A 13913-nucleotide genomic window follows, 5' to 3' on the forward strand; every position below is an offset into this window, starting at 1 on the left:
GCTTTGATCAAGCATCTTATTGTCTGACGATGAGGACTGGAATAGAGGAAAGTGCCAGAACATTTTGAGCGACACTGCCCAGCATAAGTTTTTGCAGACCTTTACGACCATGTGAACCCATAATGATCATATCGGTCGGGGATTCATTTGCAGCCTGCATAATGCCTTCTGACGGTGCCATGCCATGCAGGATTTTTGTCGTCACCTGGATGCCATCACGAACAAAGTTCAGTTTCAGTTCATTTAAACGATCCAGTGCATTTTGTTCTGCATGCATAAAGTAATCTGTGACTGCTGGAGCAACTTTGTAAAAATCTACGCCCTTAAAGGGATCTACCGCAATCACACTGAGTAAAGTGACATGGCTATGAAATACTTTGGCCAGTTCCAGGGCGTGATCTGCGGCAGCATAGGAAATCGAGGACTCATCGAGTGCTACGAGAAGATGATCATAGTTATTCATGGGGCTTCCTCATATTTATTATTGCAGTAAAGGGGAGTATGGTTTGAGCGACTAAATCTCCACAGCATGTTTTGCTAGACTTTCAAAGGTAAAGTAGAAAGTACTGCGCATCTTGAAGATGCGCAGCATCAGGATTATTTTTTAACGATTAGTACGGGAATTTCACTCGCACCCAATACATCCTGTGCAAAGCTGCCCAGAATCATTTTCTGGAAGCCTTTACGGCCATGAGAACCCATGACGATCAGGTCGGCTTTCACCTCACCCGCGGTTTCAGCAATATGTTCTGCATTGACTAAACCTGTGACAATGCGGGATTGCGCTTCAATACCTTCACCGGCTGCGATGGCAGTGGCTTCTTTCAAGGCCTTTTTGGCATTGGCATGTGCCTCGATAAAATATTCCTTCATGATAGAGGAGCTGTAATAGAAATCAGCCTCGGTAAAAGGATCTTCTGCGATCAGGCTGATCAGGGAAAGGTGACTACCAAATGCCTTGGCAATTTTGGCAGCATGTCGTACTGCAGAAAAGGAAATTTCTGAACCGTCCACTGGGACTAAAATATGTTGATAGGCCATGGCTTTTCTCCGCAGGTTGTCTGATTTTTAGGCTTGGTTTATTGATAGCACAGTGCTGTGGCGGGTGCAATTGCAAAAAAGCGGTAAAATTGAAAAAACTCATTAAATTACAAATATTTTTCATGTAAAAGTGATGAAAAAAACAGAGTAAAAAACTCGGAATTGCAGTTTTAGTGATCAAAAATAAGAGGATGAATAGTCCTTGTTTGCAGCAGGATAGTTTAAACTGCCGTAGCCTGTTTTTAGATCATGTATAGGGGACTGTTTTGAGGTTTTTTGCCATTCATCTTTTGCTCATAAGTTCAGTTATTCTTTCCGGCTGTCAGACCGCACAGAACAGTAAAGTCATTGCCGGTGCTTTTAACCTGACCACAGGCTTGCAGCAAAAAGTGATGGATCGTTATGCGCCTGGTGCGGTTATCGTCCAGCAAAATATTACCTATGCGCCGCAGCAGAAATTATCTCTGGATCTGTATCAGCCGCAGAATATTGCCAGTATTGGCCCGCGACCGACTATTGTCTGGATTCATGGCGGCGGCTGGATTTCAGGTTCTAAAGAACATGCACGGGGTTATTTCAAGCTGCTGGCGGCACAGGGCTATAATGTGGTATCCGTGCAATATCAGTTTGCGCCACAAGCGACCTATCCAAGCCAGTTACACCAGATCAATCAGGCACTTGAATTTCTCGATACCTATGCAGAAACCTATCAAATCGATGCCCAGAACCTATATCTGGCCGGAGATTCTGCCGGGGCGAATATGGCCAGCCATTACGCCGCTCTTTTGACTAATCCTGTATTTTCCAACCAATCCGGTATTCAGCCTCATCTGCAACCTGCGCAGCTTAAAGGTTTAATCTTGCATTGTGGAATTTATGACTTGGAAGCATTTGCCAGCACAGCACCTGAAGAAATGAAAATTATTGAATGGGGTGTCTTTAACCTGATTCAGGCTTATACCGGCGAGCGTAAACATGATGCCGCGTTTTTAAAGCAGATTTCTCCAATCCAGTATATTACGCCGTCTTATCCGCCAGTGTTCATCAGTGGCGGGAACAAGGATTTTCTGACCGATACTCAGTCGCTACCATTTGTAAAAGCTTTGAAGGAACAGCAGATTCCTGTGACTGAAATATTTTATCCAGAGTCTAAGGCTTGGCTTATTCATGAATATCAGTTTTTTATGGGCAAAAAGGAAAGTCAGCAAACTTTTGTCAAAACCTTGGATTTTTTACATCAGCTTTCCCCGTGAAGAGAAAACTGTGCAAAATGAATCTCTCAAGATTGATCGTGTCAGATCGTCCCGACAGCAATCATTGAAAAATAGTTTGGAGTTTAAAAAATGAATCCTGTGTCATGGGCATATTTATTGTTGGCATTGGCTATTATTGCCGAAGTGACTGGATCAACATTTCTGGTGAAGTCTGAAGGCTTTCCCCGATTATGGCCATCTCTGGCAGTAGTCGTTTTATTCTGTATTGCGTTTTATTTGCTGTCTCAGGTGATTAAAGTAATCCCCTTAGGCATTGCATATGCAATCTGGGCGGGAGTAGGCATCGTTCTTACGGCAATCGCAGGCTATGTGATCTTTAAGCAGGCGCTAGATTTGCCCGCTTTTATCGGGATTGCACTGATCATTTCCGGTGTGGTGGTGATTAACCTGTTTTCCCAGACTGCAGGGCATTAAAAAGGCAGACAAGGTAGCTGCCTCATTTCTACAATAAGCTTATGCCACTTGCGGTTTAAGCTTAAACATTAAATAAACTATCAGACCAAGTAGCAGTCCCCAAAAAGCGGAGCCAATACCAAAAAACTGGATATTAGAGGCGCTAAACAGGAATGTCATCAGTGCTGCTTCACGGTCATGACTGTCCTGAAAAGCCAGCGCGATATTGTGGCCAATGGTGCCAAACAGGGCAATGCCTGCCAATACTGTAATCAGAATCCCCGGAAAAGCCATTAGTACACTGGTCAAGGTCGCAGCAAAAAAACCCATCAGGATATAAAACAGGCCGCAGCTCATACCGGCAATATAACGTTTGGCCGGATCAGGATGTGCTTGGACATCCAGGCTGACCGCCGCACTGATTGCGGCAAGATTGACACTAAAACAGCCAAATGGTGCCAACATCGTCTGTGTAATACCCGTCCAGCCTAGAATAGAATTTACTTTCGGGGGATAACCATAACTTTTGATGACGGCCAAGCCAGGCAGGTATTGCGATGCCAGATTAATCACCATTAACGGTAAGGCTAATCCTAAAACAGCCTGCAAACTAAATTCAGGTGTAATCCATACCGGCTGGGCAATACTCCAGTTCAGCTGTGGAATAGTAAAATTACTAAAGAACGGACAAAGGGCAATAGCCATTAACACGGTAATCACGATGCTATACCGCGTACTCAGTTTTTTGGAAACCAGATAAATCGCCAGTACACAAAGCACAAATTCCCATGACTGTTGCAAACTACCAAACACAGAGATACCAAATTTCAGCAAGACACCTGCCAGCATGGCACTGGTCAAACTTTGTGGAATAAACTGGAAAATTCGCTCGAAAATTCCAAAAAATCCTAGACAAGCGATCAGAATGCCAGAAATCAGAAAAGCGCCAATTGCTTCCCCCAGACTATAGTGACCGGCAGAAGCAATGACCAGCGCCAGACCGGCAGTCGACCAGGCGGTTGAAATCGGATAGCGATATTTCCAGGAAAGCAGAAACCCGGAAACTCCAATGCCGATACCCAGTGCCCACAACCAGGAACTGATCTGTGCCTGATTGGCACCCAGGCTTTGCGCAGCTTCAATAACCAGTACGGCAGAAACACTGATACCAATCATGCAGGTAATAAAACCGGCCATAATGGCGGGAAAGGAGAGATCTTGTAAAAGTTTTGGCATCGTCCATGACACTATTTTTAAATGCGTTTAAATCATACGCTTTTCACGTATCAACACAATGTTTTTAACAATTTTATCCAGAGGTCTGCTGGCTTGAAGCCGGTCATTGCTAGAAAGTTGAAGTCGCCAGTTTAAGGCCAAAACTGCAAAACAGGATCCCAACCGCCGCGACACAGCTGGCAGTCACTTTATAGTTCTGATTGAAATAGGAGGCCAGTTTTACACCAGAAAAAATCAGGATCGACAGATAGGTCATACTGATCAATTGCAAGATTACAGCCAGAAGCGTGAATGTCAGGGCTGGATAAGGATAGGCAGGATCGACAAACTGCACAAAAAAAGACAGATAAAACAGAATCGCTTTGGGATTTAAAATACTGATTGTGAGCGCTGTACGAAAGGGCTGAACAGATTCTACCGTATCTGGAGTCGTCTTTTTAATCTGGACGCGTTGTGATGACTTTTCCGGAAAGAAAGTCTGGTAGGCCGCAATGATTAGCTTGATACCCAAGTAACTGAGATAGATCGCTCCAATAACTTTCAGTGCAATAAACAGTACCGGAAAGGCATGCAGTAAAGAAGCTGCTCCCAATGCTGTACATATAATCAGGATCAGATCGCCCGTATAAACCCCCAAGGCACCCATATATCCCGTCTTAATCCCAAAGCGCGAAGCAATCGACATGACATACAGGGAATTCGGCCCGGGCAGTAACACAATCAACGTGGTTCCAATGATAAAGGTCGTTAGATCTGTGATACCAAACACGAAAAACTCGCATGAACAAAAAAGCCGATGCGGCATTATAGCAACATCGGCTTGGAGAAATTTGCTAAATTTTCTTTAAATCTCAGTGGTACTCAGGAAAGTTTCACGTAATAAAGCAGCCAGTTGCTCACGGGCTTTAATGAAACCGTCAATGCCGCCTTGCAATAATTCACTGGCCATCGGATCCTGTTTCAGTTGTGCTTCAAAATCGGCAGGGCTGATTGGGCTGAGTTCACCTTGAACTTTAATATCTTTGGCTGAGAGTTGGGCCTGCACTTCACGCTGATCATTTTCCAGTTCGGCCAGCAGGTTTGGTGCTACCGTGAGCAGGTCACAGCCGCTCAAGCCTAGAACCTGATCAATACTGCGGAAGCTGGCACCCATGATTTCAGTCTGAATACCATGCGCTTTATAAAATTCATAAATACGCTTAACCGAAAGTACACCCGGATCTTTTTCAATCGGGTAAGACTCAACGCCTTCAGCTTTTTTGTACCAGTCCAGAATACGGCCGACAAAAGGCGAGATTAATGTTACTTTGGCATCAGCACAGGCATGGGCCTGATGTTGACCAAATAATAAAGTCAGATTGGTATGAATGCCTTGTTCTTCCAGTGCTTTTGCTGCTTGAATGCCTTCCCAGGTAGACGCGATCTTGATCAGGATGCGGTCTGAATCAATTCCATATTGCGCATAAAGTGCCAGCAACTCTTTGGCTTTGGCAATCGTGGCTTCAGTATTAAAAGACAGGGAAGCATCGACTTCTGTTGAAACACGGCCTTCAATGAGTTTTAAGATTTCTACACCGAATTTGACCGTCAAAATATCAATCGTACGTTCAATCAGGGCGTCATCTGTATAGCCTTCTTGCTGGGCTTGCTGAAAAGCAGCTTCAATCAAGGCCTGATTTTCAGGTTGTTTCGCTGCTGCAGTAATCAGCGATGGATTGGTGGTTGCATCAAGCGGACGAAATTTTTCAATGGCACTCAAATCACTGCTGTCTGCCACAATGGTCGTCAAGTTTTTTAATTGGTTTAATGCAGTTAATGTCATTACGATCTAGTTCTATGGTTATTGCTTATGCTTTCTTATATATCATAAATGGCCGGTTTACCAAGTAGACTGTCGTTGAATTTCTGTGATTAATGCCCGGTTTTACGTTGTTTGCGCAAGTGATTAATCAAAAAATGAGCAGCTGTGCCTAATCGGGTTTCTCTGCTCCAGACCAGATCAACAAAATATTCAAACTTTGGGGTGAAATCGAGCAGGTTGAGAACCTGTAACTGATCTTGCAAATGTGGCTGCTCATTCAGCATTTCGAGTGGCAGAACCCCCCAGCCCAGTCCTTGCTGAATCATGCTGCAAGCCGAGTGATGGTTGTCGGTGCGCCAGTAATTTCGTGAAAAGAGTAGTTCCGGCTTGATGGTGCGATCCCGACTGGCCACCACAATCTGCCTATTTTGCAAAATCTGTTCATAACTGACTTGATCGAACTGACTTAGGGGATGCTGTTTGGCGACTACAGCCACCAGTACCTCACGTTTCAATTCCACAAACTGTTCCCGTGTTTCCAGTTGTTCGCGTTCAAACATCAAGGCTAGCTGCGCTGAACCTTCAAACAGCATACGATGTGCATCTTCCTGAGGTGCACTGAATACATTGACTTGCAGTGCAGGAAATTCCTGTTCTAGCAACACAATATAATCGGTCCAGCGCGTATGCAGCAATTCTGAGACCACTACGATATTCAGTTCAGATTCCAAGCCTGAACTTAAGGCTTGAGCATGCTGTTTCCACTGATTCATTTCGACCAGAAGTTGCTGGGTTTTTTCATACAATACTTGCGCCTGTGCGGTCGGTTTCGGTTCACGACCTATACGCTGAAACAGTTCCAGATTTAAATCAATTTCCAGATTGGCAATGGCCATGCTGACTGCGGAAGGTACTTTACCCAGTTGACGGGCAGCTGCAGAGAAAGAACCGGTTTCCATCACAGTTTTAAACATCAGCAGCTGTTCCTGATTAACATTCATAATTTTATCTTTCATTTTTACTGATAGATTCTAACTCGGATAGTCAGATTTAAAGAAATAAAATTCTTGCATCATGTAATGAATTGAGCTGATTTGATATGTTAATTTCCAAAAGAAGGTTGATTCATGCAGCTTTATATGAAGGCATTTTACTGGTCGTGATCGCTGTCCTGCTAAGTACATTGATGCATATGCCGCTTGAGGTCACCGGTGCACTCGGGATTGCTATGGCCGTGACTTCAGTACTCTGGAACATGCTGTTTAATCATTATTTTGAAAAATTTGAAGCAAAACATCGTTTGAAAAGAACCATTAAAGTGCGGATTGCCCATGCAATTGGCTTTGAAGGCGGTTTGATGCTGGCGACCATTCCGATGGTGGCTTATGCCTTGCACATGAGTCTGGCTCAGGCCTTTCTGCTGGATTTGGCTTTGACCCTTTGTATCTTGGTGTATACCTTTATTTTCCAGTGGATTTATGATCATCTAGAAGCCAGACTGGGGCAAGAGCCGGATTATCGTAAAATCTCATCATCAAATAAGCCATAAAAAATACCACACAGTTCAGACTCCCTTTTCAGAATGCGAAAGGTGAAATATTCAGCGATGAGGACTTGATCAAGTCCTCATTTTTTATGCTCGAACCTAGCTGAAAATTAAGCTATAAGACTTTGATTTTTTATTTTAATTTTTAAATTTATTGGGGAATTCAATGCTATTTAGACGCGCGATCTTATCAGTGTCCATCGTGTTGCTGATGTCTGGTTGTGGGGGGGGGAGGAGGTGATAGCAGTACGTCACAGCAGACGCTTCCGGATCTCGTAATTTCACCAGGTTCGGGTGAGCAACTGAGCAAAATTGCGGAATTTAAGGTTCTGGATGTGGGTTCAGAATTAACAGCAGGAAATTTTGGTCTGAAAACCTGGAATCCCACCGCCATGGTGGTAAATGGCGATGTCCTTTATATTGCCAATAGTCAGGCCGAATCGAATATTTTACGTTATGACTTAAAACAAAAACGTGCACTCAGTGCGATTGATCCTATGAAAATTTCGGGTCTGGCCAAAAAATGGGACAGTCTGAATGATCTGGAAATTCATGCAGGGGGTTTATATGTGGCCAACTATGGCTCAAACCGAATTGATATTCTAGATATTAGTGATGAACAGCCGAGCTTCATTATGGCACTCGGTACAGGTGTATGGTGGGGCGATGCGCTTAATTATGCGCTGGTACATAGCAATGCGGTGACTGCCGATGACCGTTACGTGTATGTGCCTGATATTGAAGGCCGGATCAATGTCTGGCGTCAAAGTGATGTGACAGCGCAAAATCATTTAAAGGCCCGAAAATTTGCACGGCTCAGCTTGCCGGGCTGTGCACGCAACTGTAACGCACGTATGGAGGTCATGGGCGACTATCTGTATACCAGCCTGCCTGATGGTATGACCTATGTCCACGATATCAATCAGATTCAGGAAAATGGAAATAATATTGCACCCATTTTAACAGAAACCAATTTGTCGGCAGTCATGCATCGCCATAACGATGGCCTGGTCTATGTGTCACGGAATGATGGCACTGTAGAAAGTTACAAGGAAAAATCCTTTAACTTGGAGTCTATCTTACCCAATAAAAGTGTGGATACCTTCCGAGACTATATTTTAAAAGGGCAAAACCAGAGCAGCCGAATAGCTAAAGCCAGCGATCTTTATATTTATGGTCAGAATCTATTACACATGGCCAATCAGAAAATTTATATTCTGCCAATGCTGACCCTGCACCAGAATAAATCGACTCAACTTAGTCCACCTGTGATATTGACCGAATCTCAGGCACGCGAGAGAAACCGTGTTTTGCAGGATGGTGAATCATGGGAAATCTTGACTAATAGCAGCCAGCGTCATGTTTATATGAACCAGATTTTATCGGCAACTCTAAATGGCAACCACCTGCATGTGCAAAGTTACAGTGCTGTGCCTGTACGTGATTTACAGATTCGTGCCAAGATTAAAAACTCAGAAGACTGGGTGATTCTGGCTAAGCTGGATCAGTTGACGCCATTTTCGAAGGCAAATTTTGATCTCAAGTTAACCGATCAATCCCGTTTCCCGTTGCTTGATGGCACAGGCTCGATCCAGCTGGCAGGTCTGAGTCAGACCACGCAAAATCCAAGCAATGTTTTTGATCTGAAAATTAGCTCTGAGACTGATGAGCACGTTAAAAAGCTGAACCAGATTAAAGCCAAATGGAAAATTTATTTCGGTACCTATGATGAACCGAACAAATGGTGTCGTATTACGCCGGTCTATGCCCGTGAATGGGGCATGATGATGACTAATCTGGCCTATATGCTCAGTACTCCAGAATTTGAAACCTTATGGTTTAACCATAAAGCGGTCATGGGACACGATTTTTTGGGCAATGCTGGTCAGGTAGAAGGGCCGAATGGTTTCTTTCAGCCAGAAGATTATGTCCGGATCTATCGGGAAATTCTTAACTGCAATGAAATTAACCTAGGTATTACTAATATGGGTGGTGGTTTAGGAGGTGGAGCAGTCTTGGGAGTGGATACCTGGTTGTTCTATGGCCATTACAGATTATCTGGTTATCGAATTATTGCACATGAATTTGGTCATCATTGGGGCGGACATAACAGTGCATGGGCCATGTCGAATTATGGCTTTGAAGCTATGGTCGATTGGTTAAACTTCTATTTCCAGCGCCGTCCAGGCTCAATTCCTTATATGGACCCAAATGTGAATGCTTTCCACCTAACACCCGACAGTGCGCTTTGTCAGGGTGTGAACCAGAATATGGTGAAAGGTGTGGCATCGACTGCACCGTGGAACAAAGTGGATGAATATTTTAAAAATAACCCGATGCCAAATCCCTAAAACATAAAAAAAGCCCCTCATTTGAGGGGCTTTTTAATTGGATCGGTCAACAGATTATTTTTCAATAATCGCCGTTACACCTTGACCACCGGCTGCACAGATCGATACCAGTACGCGACCTGAACCTTTCTGGTTAATCAGTTTTGCTGCTGTCGCAATGATACGACCGCCAGTTGCTGCAAACGGGTGACCGGCAGCAAGTGAAGAGCCTTTTACGTTCAATTTTGCACGGTCAATTGAACCTAATGGTGCATCCAGACCTAAACGCTCTTTACAGAATTTCGGATCTTCCCAAGCTTTCAGCGTAGACAATACTTGAGATGCAAAAGCTTCATGAATTTCATAATAGTCGAAGTCTTGCAGTTTCAGACCTGCACGTTCCAGCATACGCGGCACGGCATAAGCAGGCGCCATCAACAGGCCTTCTTTTTTCTCGACAAAATCAACTGCGGCAGTTTCCTGGAAAGTCAGGTAAGCCAATACTTCATGACCATTTGCCTTCGCCCATTCTTCAGAAGCCAAGAGCACGCAAGAAGCACCATCTGTTAGCGGCGTAGAGTTACCCGCAGTCATGGTACGGGCATCGCCCTTACCAAAGGCCGGCTTTAATTTCGCCAGTTTTTCAACACTTGAGTCCGCACGCAGGTTATTGTCACGTTGAAGACCCAAGAATGGTGTGATCAGGTCATCAAAGAAACCTTCTTCATACGCTGCAGCCATTTTCTGGTGTGAAGATGCAGCAAGTTCATCCTGTGCTTCACGGGAAATTCCCCATTCCAGTGTAGTAATCGCCTGATGATCACCCATAGACAGACCTGTACGCGGCTCACCATTTTTTGGTGCATCCATAAGGTCTTTCACATTGATTTTGGTCAGTGCTTTCAGACGGTCTTTTGCAGTTTTCGCAATGTTTAGCTCAAGTAATGCTTTACGTAAACCGTCACCAAAAGCAATCGGTGCATCAGAAGTCGTATCTACACCACCTGCAATGCCTACTTCGATTTGACCTAAAGCAATCTTGTTGGCAACAAGAAATGCCGCTTGCAAACCAGTACCACATGCCTGCTGGATGTCATAAGCAGGCGTTTCAGGTGCAAGGGCAGTATTTAGTACACATTCACGGGTCATATTGAAGTCACGGCTGTGTTTCAGTACTGCACCCGCAACCACTTCACCTAAGCGTTGACCTTGCAGATTAAAGCGTTCAACTAGGCCGTTCAGGGTTGCTGTAAACATGTCAGTATTGGATGCCGTAAAGTAAGCACCATTAGAACGTGCAAATGGAATGCGGTTACCACCGATAATCGCAACGCGGCGAACTGTATTTTGGCTCATGTTTGGTTCCTGTAGAACAGAAGTCTGTGTTGTAGAGATTAAATCTTTTTCAGATGAGGTCGTATTTTTGGCACGGGCAGGTGTGCTCCGTGTACGCGAGGTTTTAGTCGGACTTTTTTCTGTCCCAGTGGCTGTGTCAGTATTTTTAGTGCTACGCTTGATGCGCGTTGATGGTTTTGACACAGTTTCTGTCGCAGAGTTCTCGACTGCTGGATTTTCTTGAGTTGTTTTGCTCATAAGGCTTTACCAGGCAAATAGATCGTCTTCTTGGCGCTTACATTAGCATAGAAGAGGATAGGCTGTATTGACTACAATGACATTACAGACTGCGCTCAGGTCAAGTCATCTGCTTATTATCTCAAGTATGATTGGGCGGAATCTGGCGGATCTATTGAAATATATGTGTCTGGCATCATATTGAAGTTTAAGGGTAACTTTAGATCAACCAAAAATTAATTTGTATGAGAGATAATAAACATGACTGATCAGTACCAAACTTTTGCAAAATCTCCTATTGGTAAATTTGTCATTAAAAATTTGGGTTTGCCATCCCCAACTTCTTTAGACCGTTTTGAGTCTGCTACGCCGGTGGTAAAAGGCGCAGTATTATTGGGCGCAGCACCAGCAAGTCCATTGACGGGTGCTATTGCTCAGGTTCTGGCAAATATTCATGCCAACAGCTATGCAGGTAATAATGCTGAGTTGCAACAGGCGGCTGCAGCATCTGGGCTGAATCTGGGTGCATTTAACCCGGGCGATAAAGAATCAAAATTCAAGGTCGTTATTTTTGATGCTTCAGGGATCGAAAATTCAGAACAGTTAAAATCACTTTATGATTTCTTTAACCCGATTGCGCGTCAAATCCAAAGTTCTGGCCGTGTCGTGATTGTAGGGACTACGCCTGAAACTGCTAAATCAGTCAGTCAGTCAATCGCTCAACGTGCACTGGAAGGTTTTGTAAAATCTGTTGGTAAAGAGTTTAAAAAGGGAATTGCAGCGAACCTGATCTATGTAGATGCTGGTGCAGAAGCAAACCTTGAGTCTGCTTTACGTTTTGCAGTTTCTCCACGTTCTGCCTATGTTTCTGGTCAGGTGATTCGTGTTTCACCTGCTGAAAAAGTGGATGTGGACTGGACTAAACCATTAGCAGGAAAAACTGCTGTAGTGACCGGTGCTAGCCGTGGTATTGGTGAAGCGATTGCGCATGTATTGGCACGTGATGGCGCACATGTCATCTGTCTGGATGTTCCACAGCAGCAAGCGGACCTCGACCGTGTAGCCGGTGAAATTGGCGGTTCAACTTTAGCCATTGATATTACCGCTACAGATGCAGGTGAAAAGATCAAGGCAGCGGCAGCAGAGCATGGCGGCTTAGACATCATTGTGCACAATGCCGGAATTACCCGTGACAAGACCTTGGCCAATATGAAGCCTGAGCTGTGGGATCTGGTGATTAATATCAACCTGTCGGCAATTGAACGTGTGAATGATTATTTAATCTCCAACAATGGTCTAAATGCCAATGGCCGTATTATCTGTGTATCCTCAATTTCAGGGATTGCAGGTAACCTGGGTCAAACCAACTATGCAGCCTCTAAAGCCGGTGTGATTGGTTTAGTAAAATTCACAGCACCGACATTAAAAAATGGTATAACCATTAATGCCGTTGCACCGGGCTTTATCGAAACACAAATGACGGCTGCGATTCCATTTGCGATCCGTGAAGCGGGCCGCCGTATGAATTCGATGAGTCAAGGCGGTCTACCTGTCGATGTTGCAGAAACGATTGCAATGTTTGCTGCTACTGCATCAACAGGTTTAAATGGCAACGTCGTACGTGTATGTGGTCAAAGTCTGTTAGGGGCTTAAAGCATCAAGTCCTTTCTTGCAGTTTAATTAAAGCTCAGGGAGAGGATTTAGGAGAGGGAGACTAGGGGCCTTTTTTTAGCCCTCTCTCTAACTCTCTCCCAAAGGGAGAGAGAACTCCACTCATATATAAATGAAAAGAATATTTTAAAGGTTCAGTATGAATACGCGCCATTTTAGTCAACTTCCAAAACCTTATTTAGCCTATCCAAAAGTGATTCAAGGCTTGATTTTTAAAAAGCCGAAAGCTGAAAAAGTTCTACCGCAAGTTGAATATGTGGTGGATTCATTTAAGGTCGATCAGAAACATCTGAAAGCCTATAACGAAGTTTGTGGTTTTAAAAATAATGGTTATATTCCAGCAATCTATCTGACGGTACTTTCACAAAGTCTGCAAATGCACATGATGACTTCAGAAGCATTTCCGTTTCCGATCTTGGGTCTGGTACATATCCGTAACCAAGTGAAGCAATACCGTAAAATCGGCGTCAATGAAACCTTGACCCTATCATGCAAATTTGGTGAATTGCAGCCACATGATAAAGGTGTGCAGTTTGATTTCATTACCACAGTGAAAGTTGGAGGCGAGGTCGTAGTTGAAGCATTGACGACTTATCTGTCACGTCAAAAGACCAATAGCAAAGCTGCTGCCAAACCTGCAGAAAGCCAAGCACCAGAATACGAACTTAATAATGAATGGAACATCTCGGAAAATACTGGTCGTCTTTATGCCATGACCTCAGGCGACTTTAACCTGATCCATATTCATGCAGTCACAGCGAAAGCTTTTGGTTTTAAACAGGCGATTGCACATGGTATGTGGAGCAAAGCCAAAGCACTGGCGAATCTGTCATTGCCAGATGCTTATGAAGCTGATGTCTGGTTCAAGTTGCCGATGTATTTGCCATCTAAAGTTGAGTTCCTGACCGCGCAGGCAGCGAATGATACAGATTTCCTGATTCGAAACAGTAAGAATCAAAAACCGCATGTCACCGGTCATATCAAAGCGATTTAAATCTGAATCAAAAGCCTAAACCCGATTTAGGCTTTTTCATTTTAAGGGATCAATA

At 44.1% G+C, this 13913-nt stretch carries 13 protein-coding genes; 6 read left to right on the forward strand and 7 right to left on the reverse strand.

Annotation, left to right across the window (positions count from 1 at the left end; translation table 11 throughout):
* Window positions 1–16: 16 nt before the first annotated feature.
* Complete coding sequence (locus NI465_RS05430) at window positions 17–463, reverse strand: universal stress protein (RefSeq protein ID WP_004278835.1); 447 nt, start codon at window positions 461–463, stop codon at window positions 17–19.
* A gap of 134 nt (window positions 464–597) precedes the next feature.
* On the reverse strand, window positions 598–1041 hold the full coding sequence (locus tag NI465_RS05435) for a universal stress protein (protein WP_253144549.1): 444 nt from the start codon (window positions 1039–1041) through the stop codon (window positions 598–600).
* Between the two features lie 266 nt (window positions 1042–1307).
* Between NI465_RS05435 and NI465_RS05440 the strand changes: the two genes are divergently transcribed.
* Together NI465_RS05440 and NI465_RS05445 are read left to right on the forward strand one after the other, a co-directional pair.
* Window positions 1308–2294, forward strand: coding sequence for an alpha/beta hydrolase (locus NI465_RS05440; protein ID WP_253144550.1), 987 nt, complete (start codon window positions 1308–1310; stop codon window positions 2292–2294).
* A gap of 90 nt (window positions 2295–2384) precedes the next feature.
* Complete coding sequence (locus tag NI465_RS05445; protein WP_253144551.1) at window positions 2385–2729, forward strand: SMR family transporter; 345 nt, start codon at window positions 2385–2387, stop codon at window positions 2727–2729.
* 39 nt (window positions 2730–2768) lie between these two features.
* Here the strand turns inward: NI465_RS05445 and NI465_RS05450 are convergent, their stop codons facing one another.
* The 4 genes from NI465_RS05450 to aceR form a co-directional block, all read right to left on the reverse strand.
* Entirely contained in the window at window positions 2769–3944 is a 1176-nt protein-coding gene (locus tag NI465_RS05450; protein ID WP_253144552.1) for a benzoate/H(+) symporter BenE family transporter, read from the reverse strand.
* A 109-nt stretch (window positions 3945–4053) separates the two neighbouring features.
* Window positions 4054–4713 carry a leucine efflux protein LeuE gene (gene leuE, locus NI465_RS05455; protein WP_253144553.1) on the reverse strand — a complete coding sequence of 220 codons (660 nt, stop codon included), beginning with the start codon at window positions 4711–4713 and terminating at the stop codon, window positions 4054–4056.
* Window positions 4714–4788: 75 nt separating this feature from the next.
* Window positions 4789–5766 (reverse strand): transaldolase, encoded by a 978-nt coding sequence (tal, locus tag NI465_RS05460; RefSeq protein WP_184413259.1) that lies wholly within the window; start codon window positions 5764–5766, stop codon window positions 4789–4791.
* An 89-nt stretch (window positions 5767–5855) separates the two neighbouring features.
* Window positions 5856–6746, reverse strand: coding sequence for an HTH-type transcriptional regulator AceR (gene aceR / locus NI465_RS05465; protein WP_005263303.1), 891 nt, complete (start codon window positions 6744–6746; stop codon window positions 5856–5858).
* 98 nt (window positions 6747–6844) lie between these two features.
* Here aceR and NI465_RS05470 point away from each other — a divergent pair, with 98 nt between their 5' ends.
* Window positions 6845–7294 (forward strand): AceI family chlorhexidine efflux PACE transporter, encoded by a 450-nt coding sequence (locus NI465_RS05470; RefSeq protein ID WP_005252200.1) that lies wholly within the window; start codon window positions 6845–6847, stop codon window positions 7292–7294.
* Window positions 7295–7512: 218 nt separating this feature from the next.
* A complete protein-coding gene (locus tag NI465_RS05475; RefSeq protein WP_253144555.1) occupies window positions 7513–9642 on the forward strand; it encodes a lactonase family protein in 2130 nt (709 codons plus the stop codon).
* A 54-nt stretch (window positions 9643–9696) separates the two neighbouring features.
* Here the strand turns inward: NI465_RS05475 and NI465_RS05480 are convergent, their stop codons facing one another.
* Window positions 9697–11214, reverse strand: a complete 1518-nt coding sequence (locus NI465_RS05480) for an acetyl-CoA C-acetyltransferase (RefSeq protein ID WP_247143509.1) — start codon at window positions 11212–11214, stop codon at window positions 9697–9699.
* A gap of 240 nt (window positions 11215–11454) precedes the next feature.
* Between NI465_RS05480 and NI465_RS05485 the strand changes: the two genes are divergently transcribed.
* Both NI465_RS05485 and NI465_RS05490 read left to right on the forward strand, forming a co-directional pair.
* The gene (locus NI465_RS05485) at window positions 11455–12846 is read left to right on the forward strand and encodes a 3-oxoacyl-ACP reductase (RefSeq protein WP_253144557.1); all 1392 of its coding nucleotides are present in this window, start codon (window positions 11455–11457) and stop codon (window positions 12844–12846) included.
* A 157-nt stretch (window positions 12847–13003) separates the two neighbouring features.
* Window positions 13004–13858, forward strand: a complete 855-nt coding sequence (locus tag NI465_RS05490; RefSeq protein WP_253144558.1) for a MaoC family dehydratase — start codon at window positions 13004–13006, stop codon at window positions 13856–13858.
* The last annotated feature ends 55 nt before the right edge of the window (window positions 13859–13913 follow it).

This window comes from Acinetobacter lwoffii (assembly GCF_024129855.1).
Taxonomy (GTDB): Bacteria; Pseudomonadota; Gammaproteobacteria; order Pseudomonadales; family Moraxellaceae; genus Acinetobacter; species Acinetobacter lwoffii_L.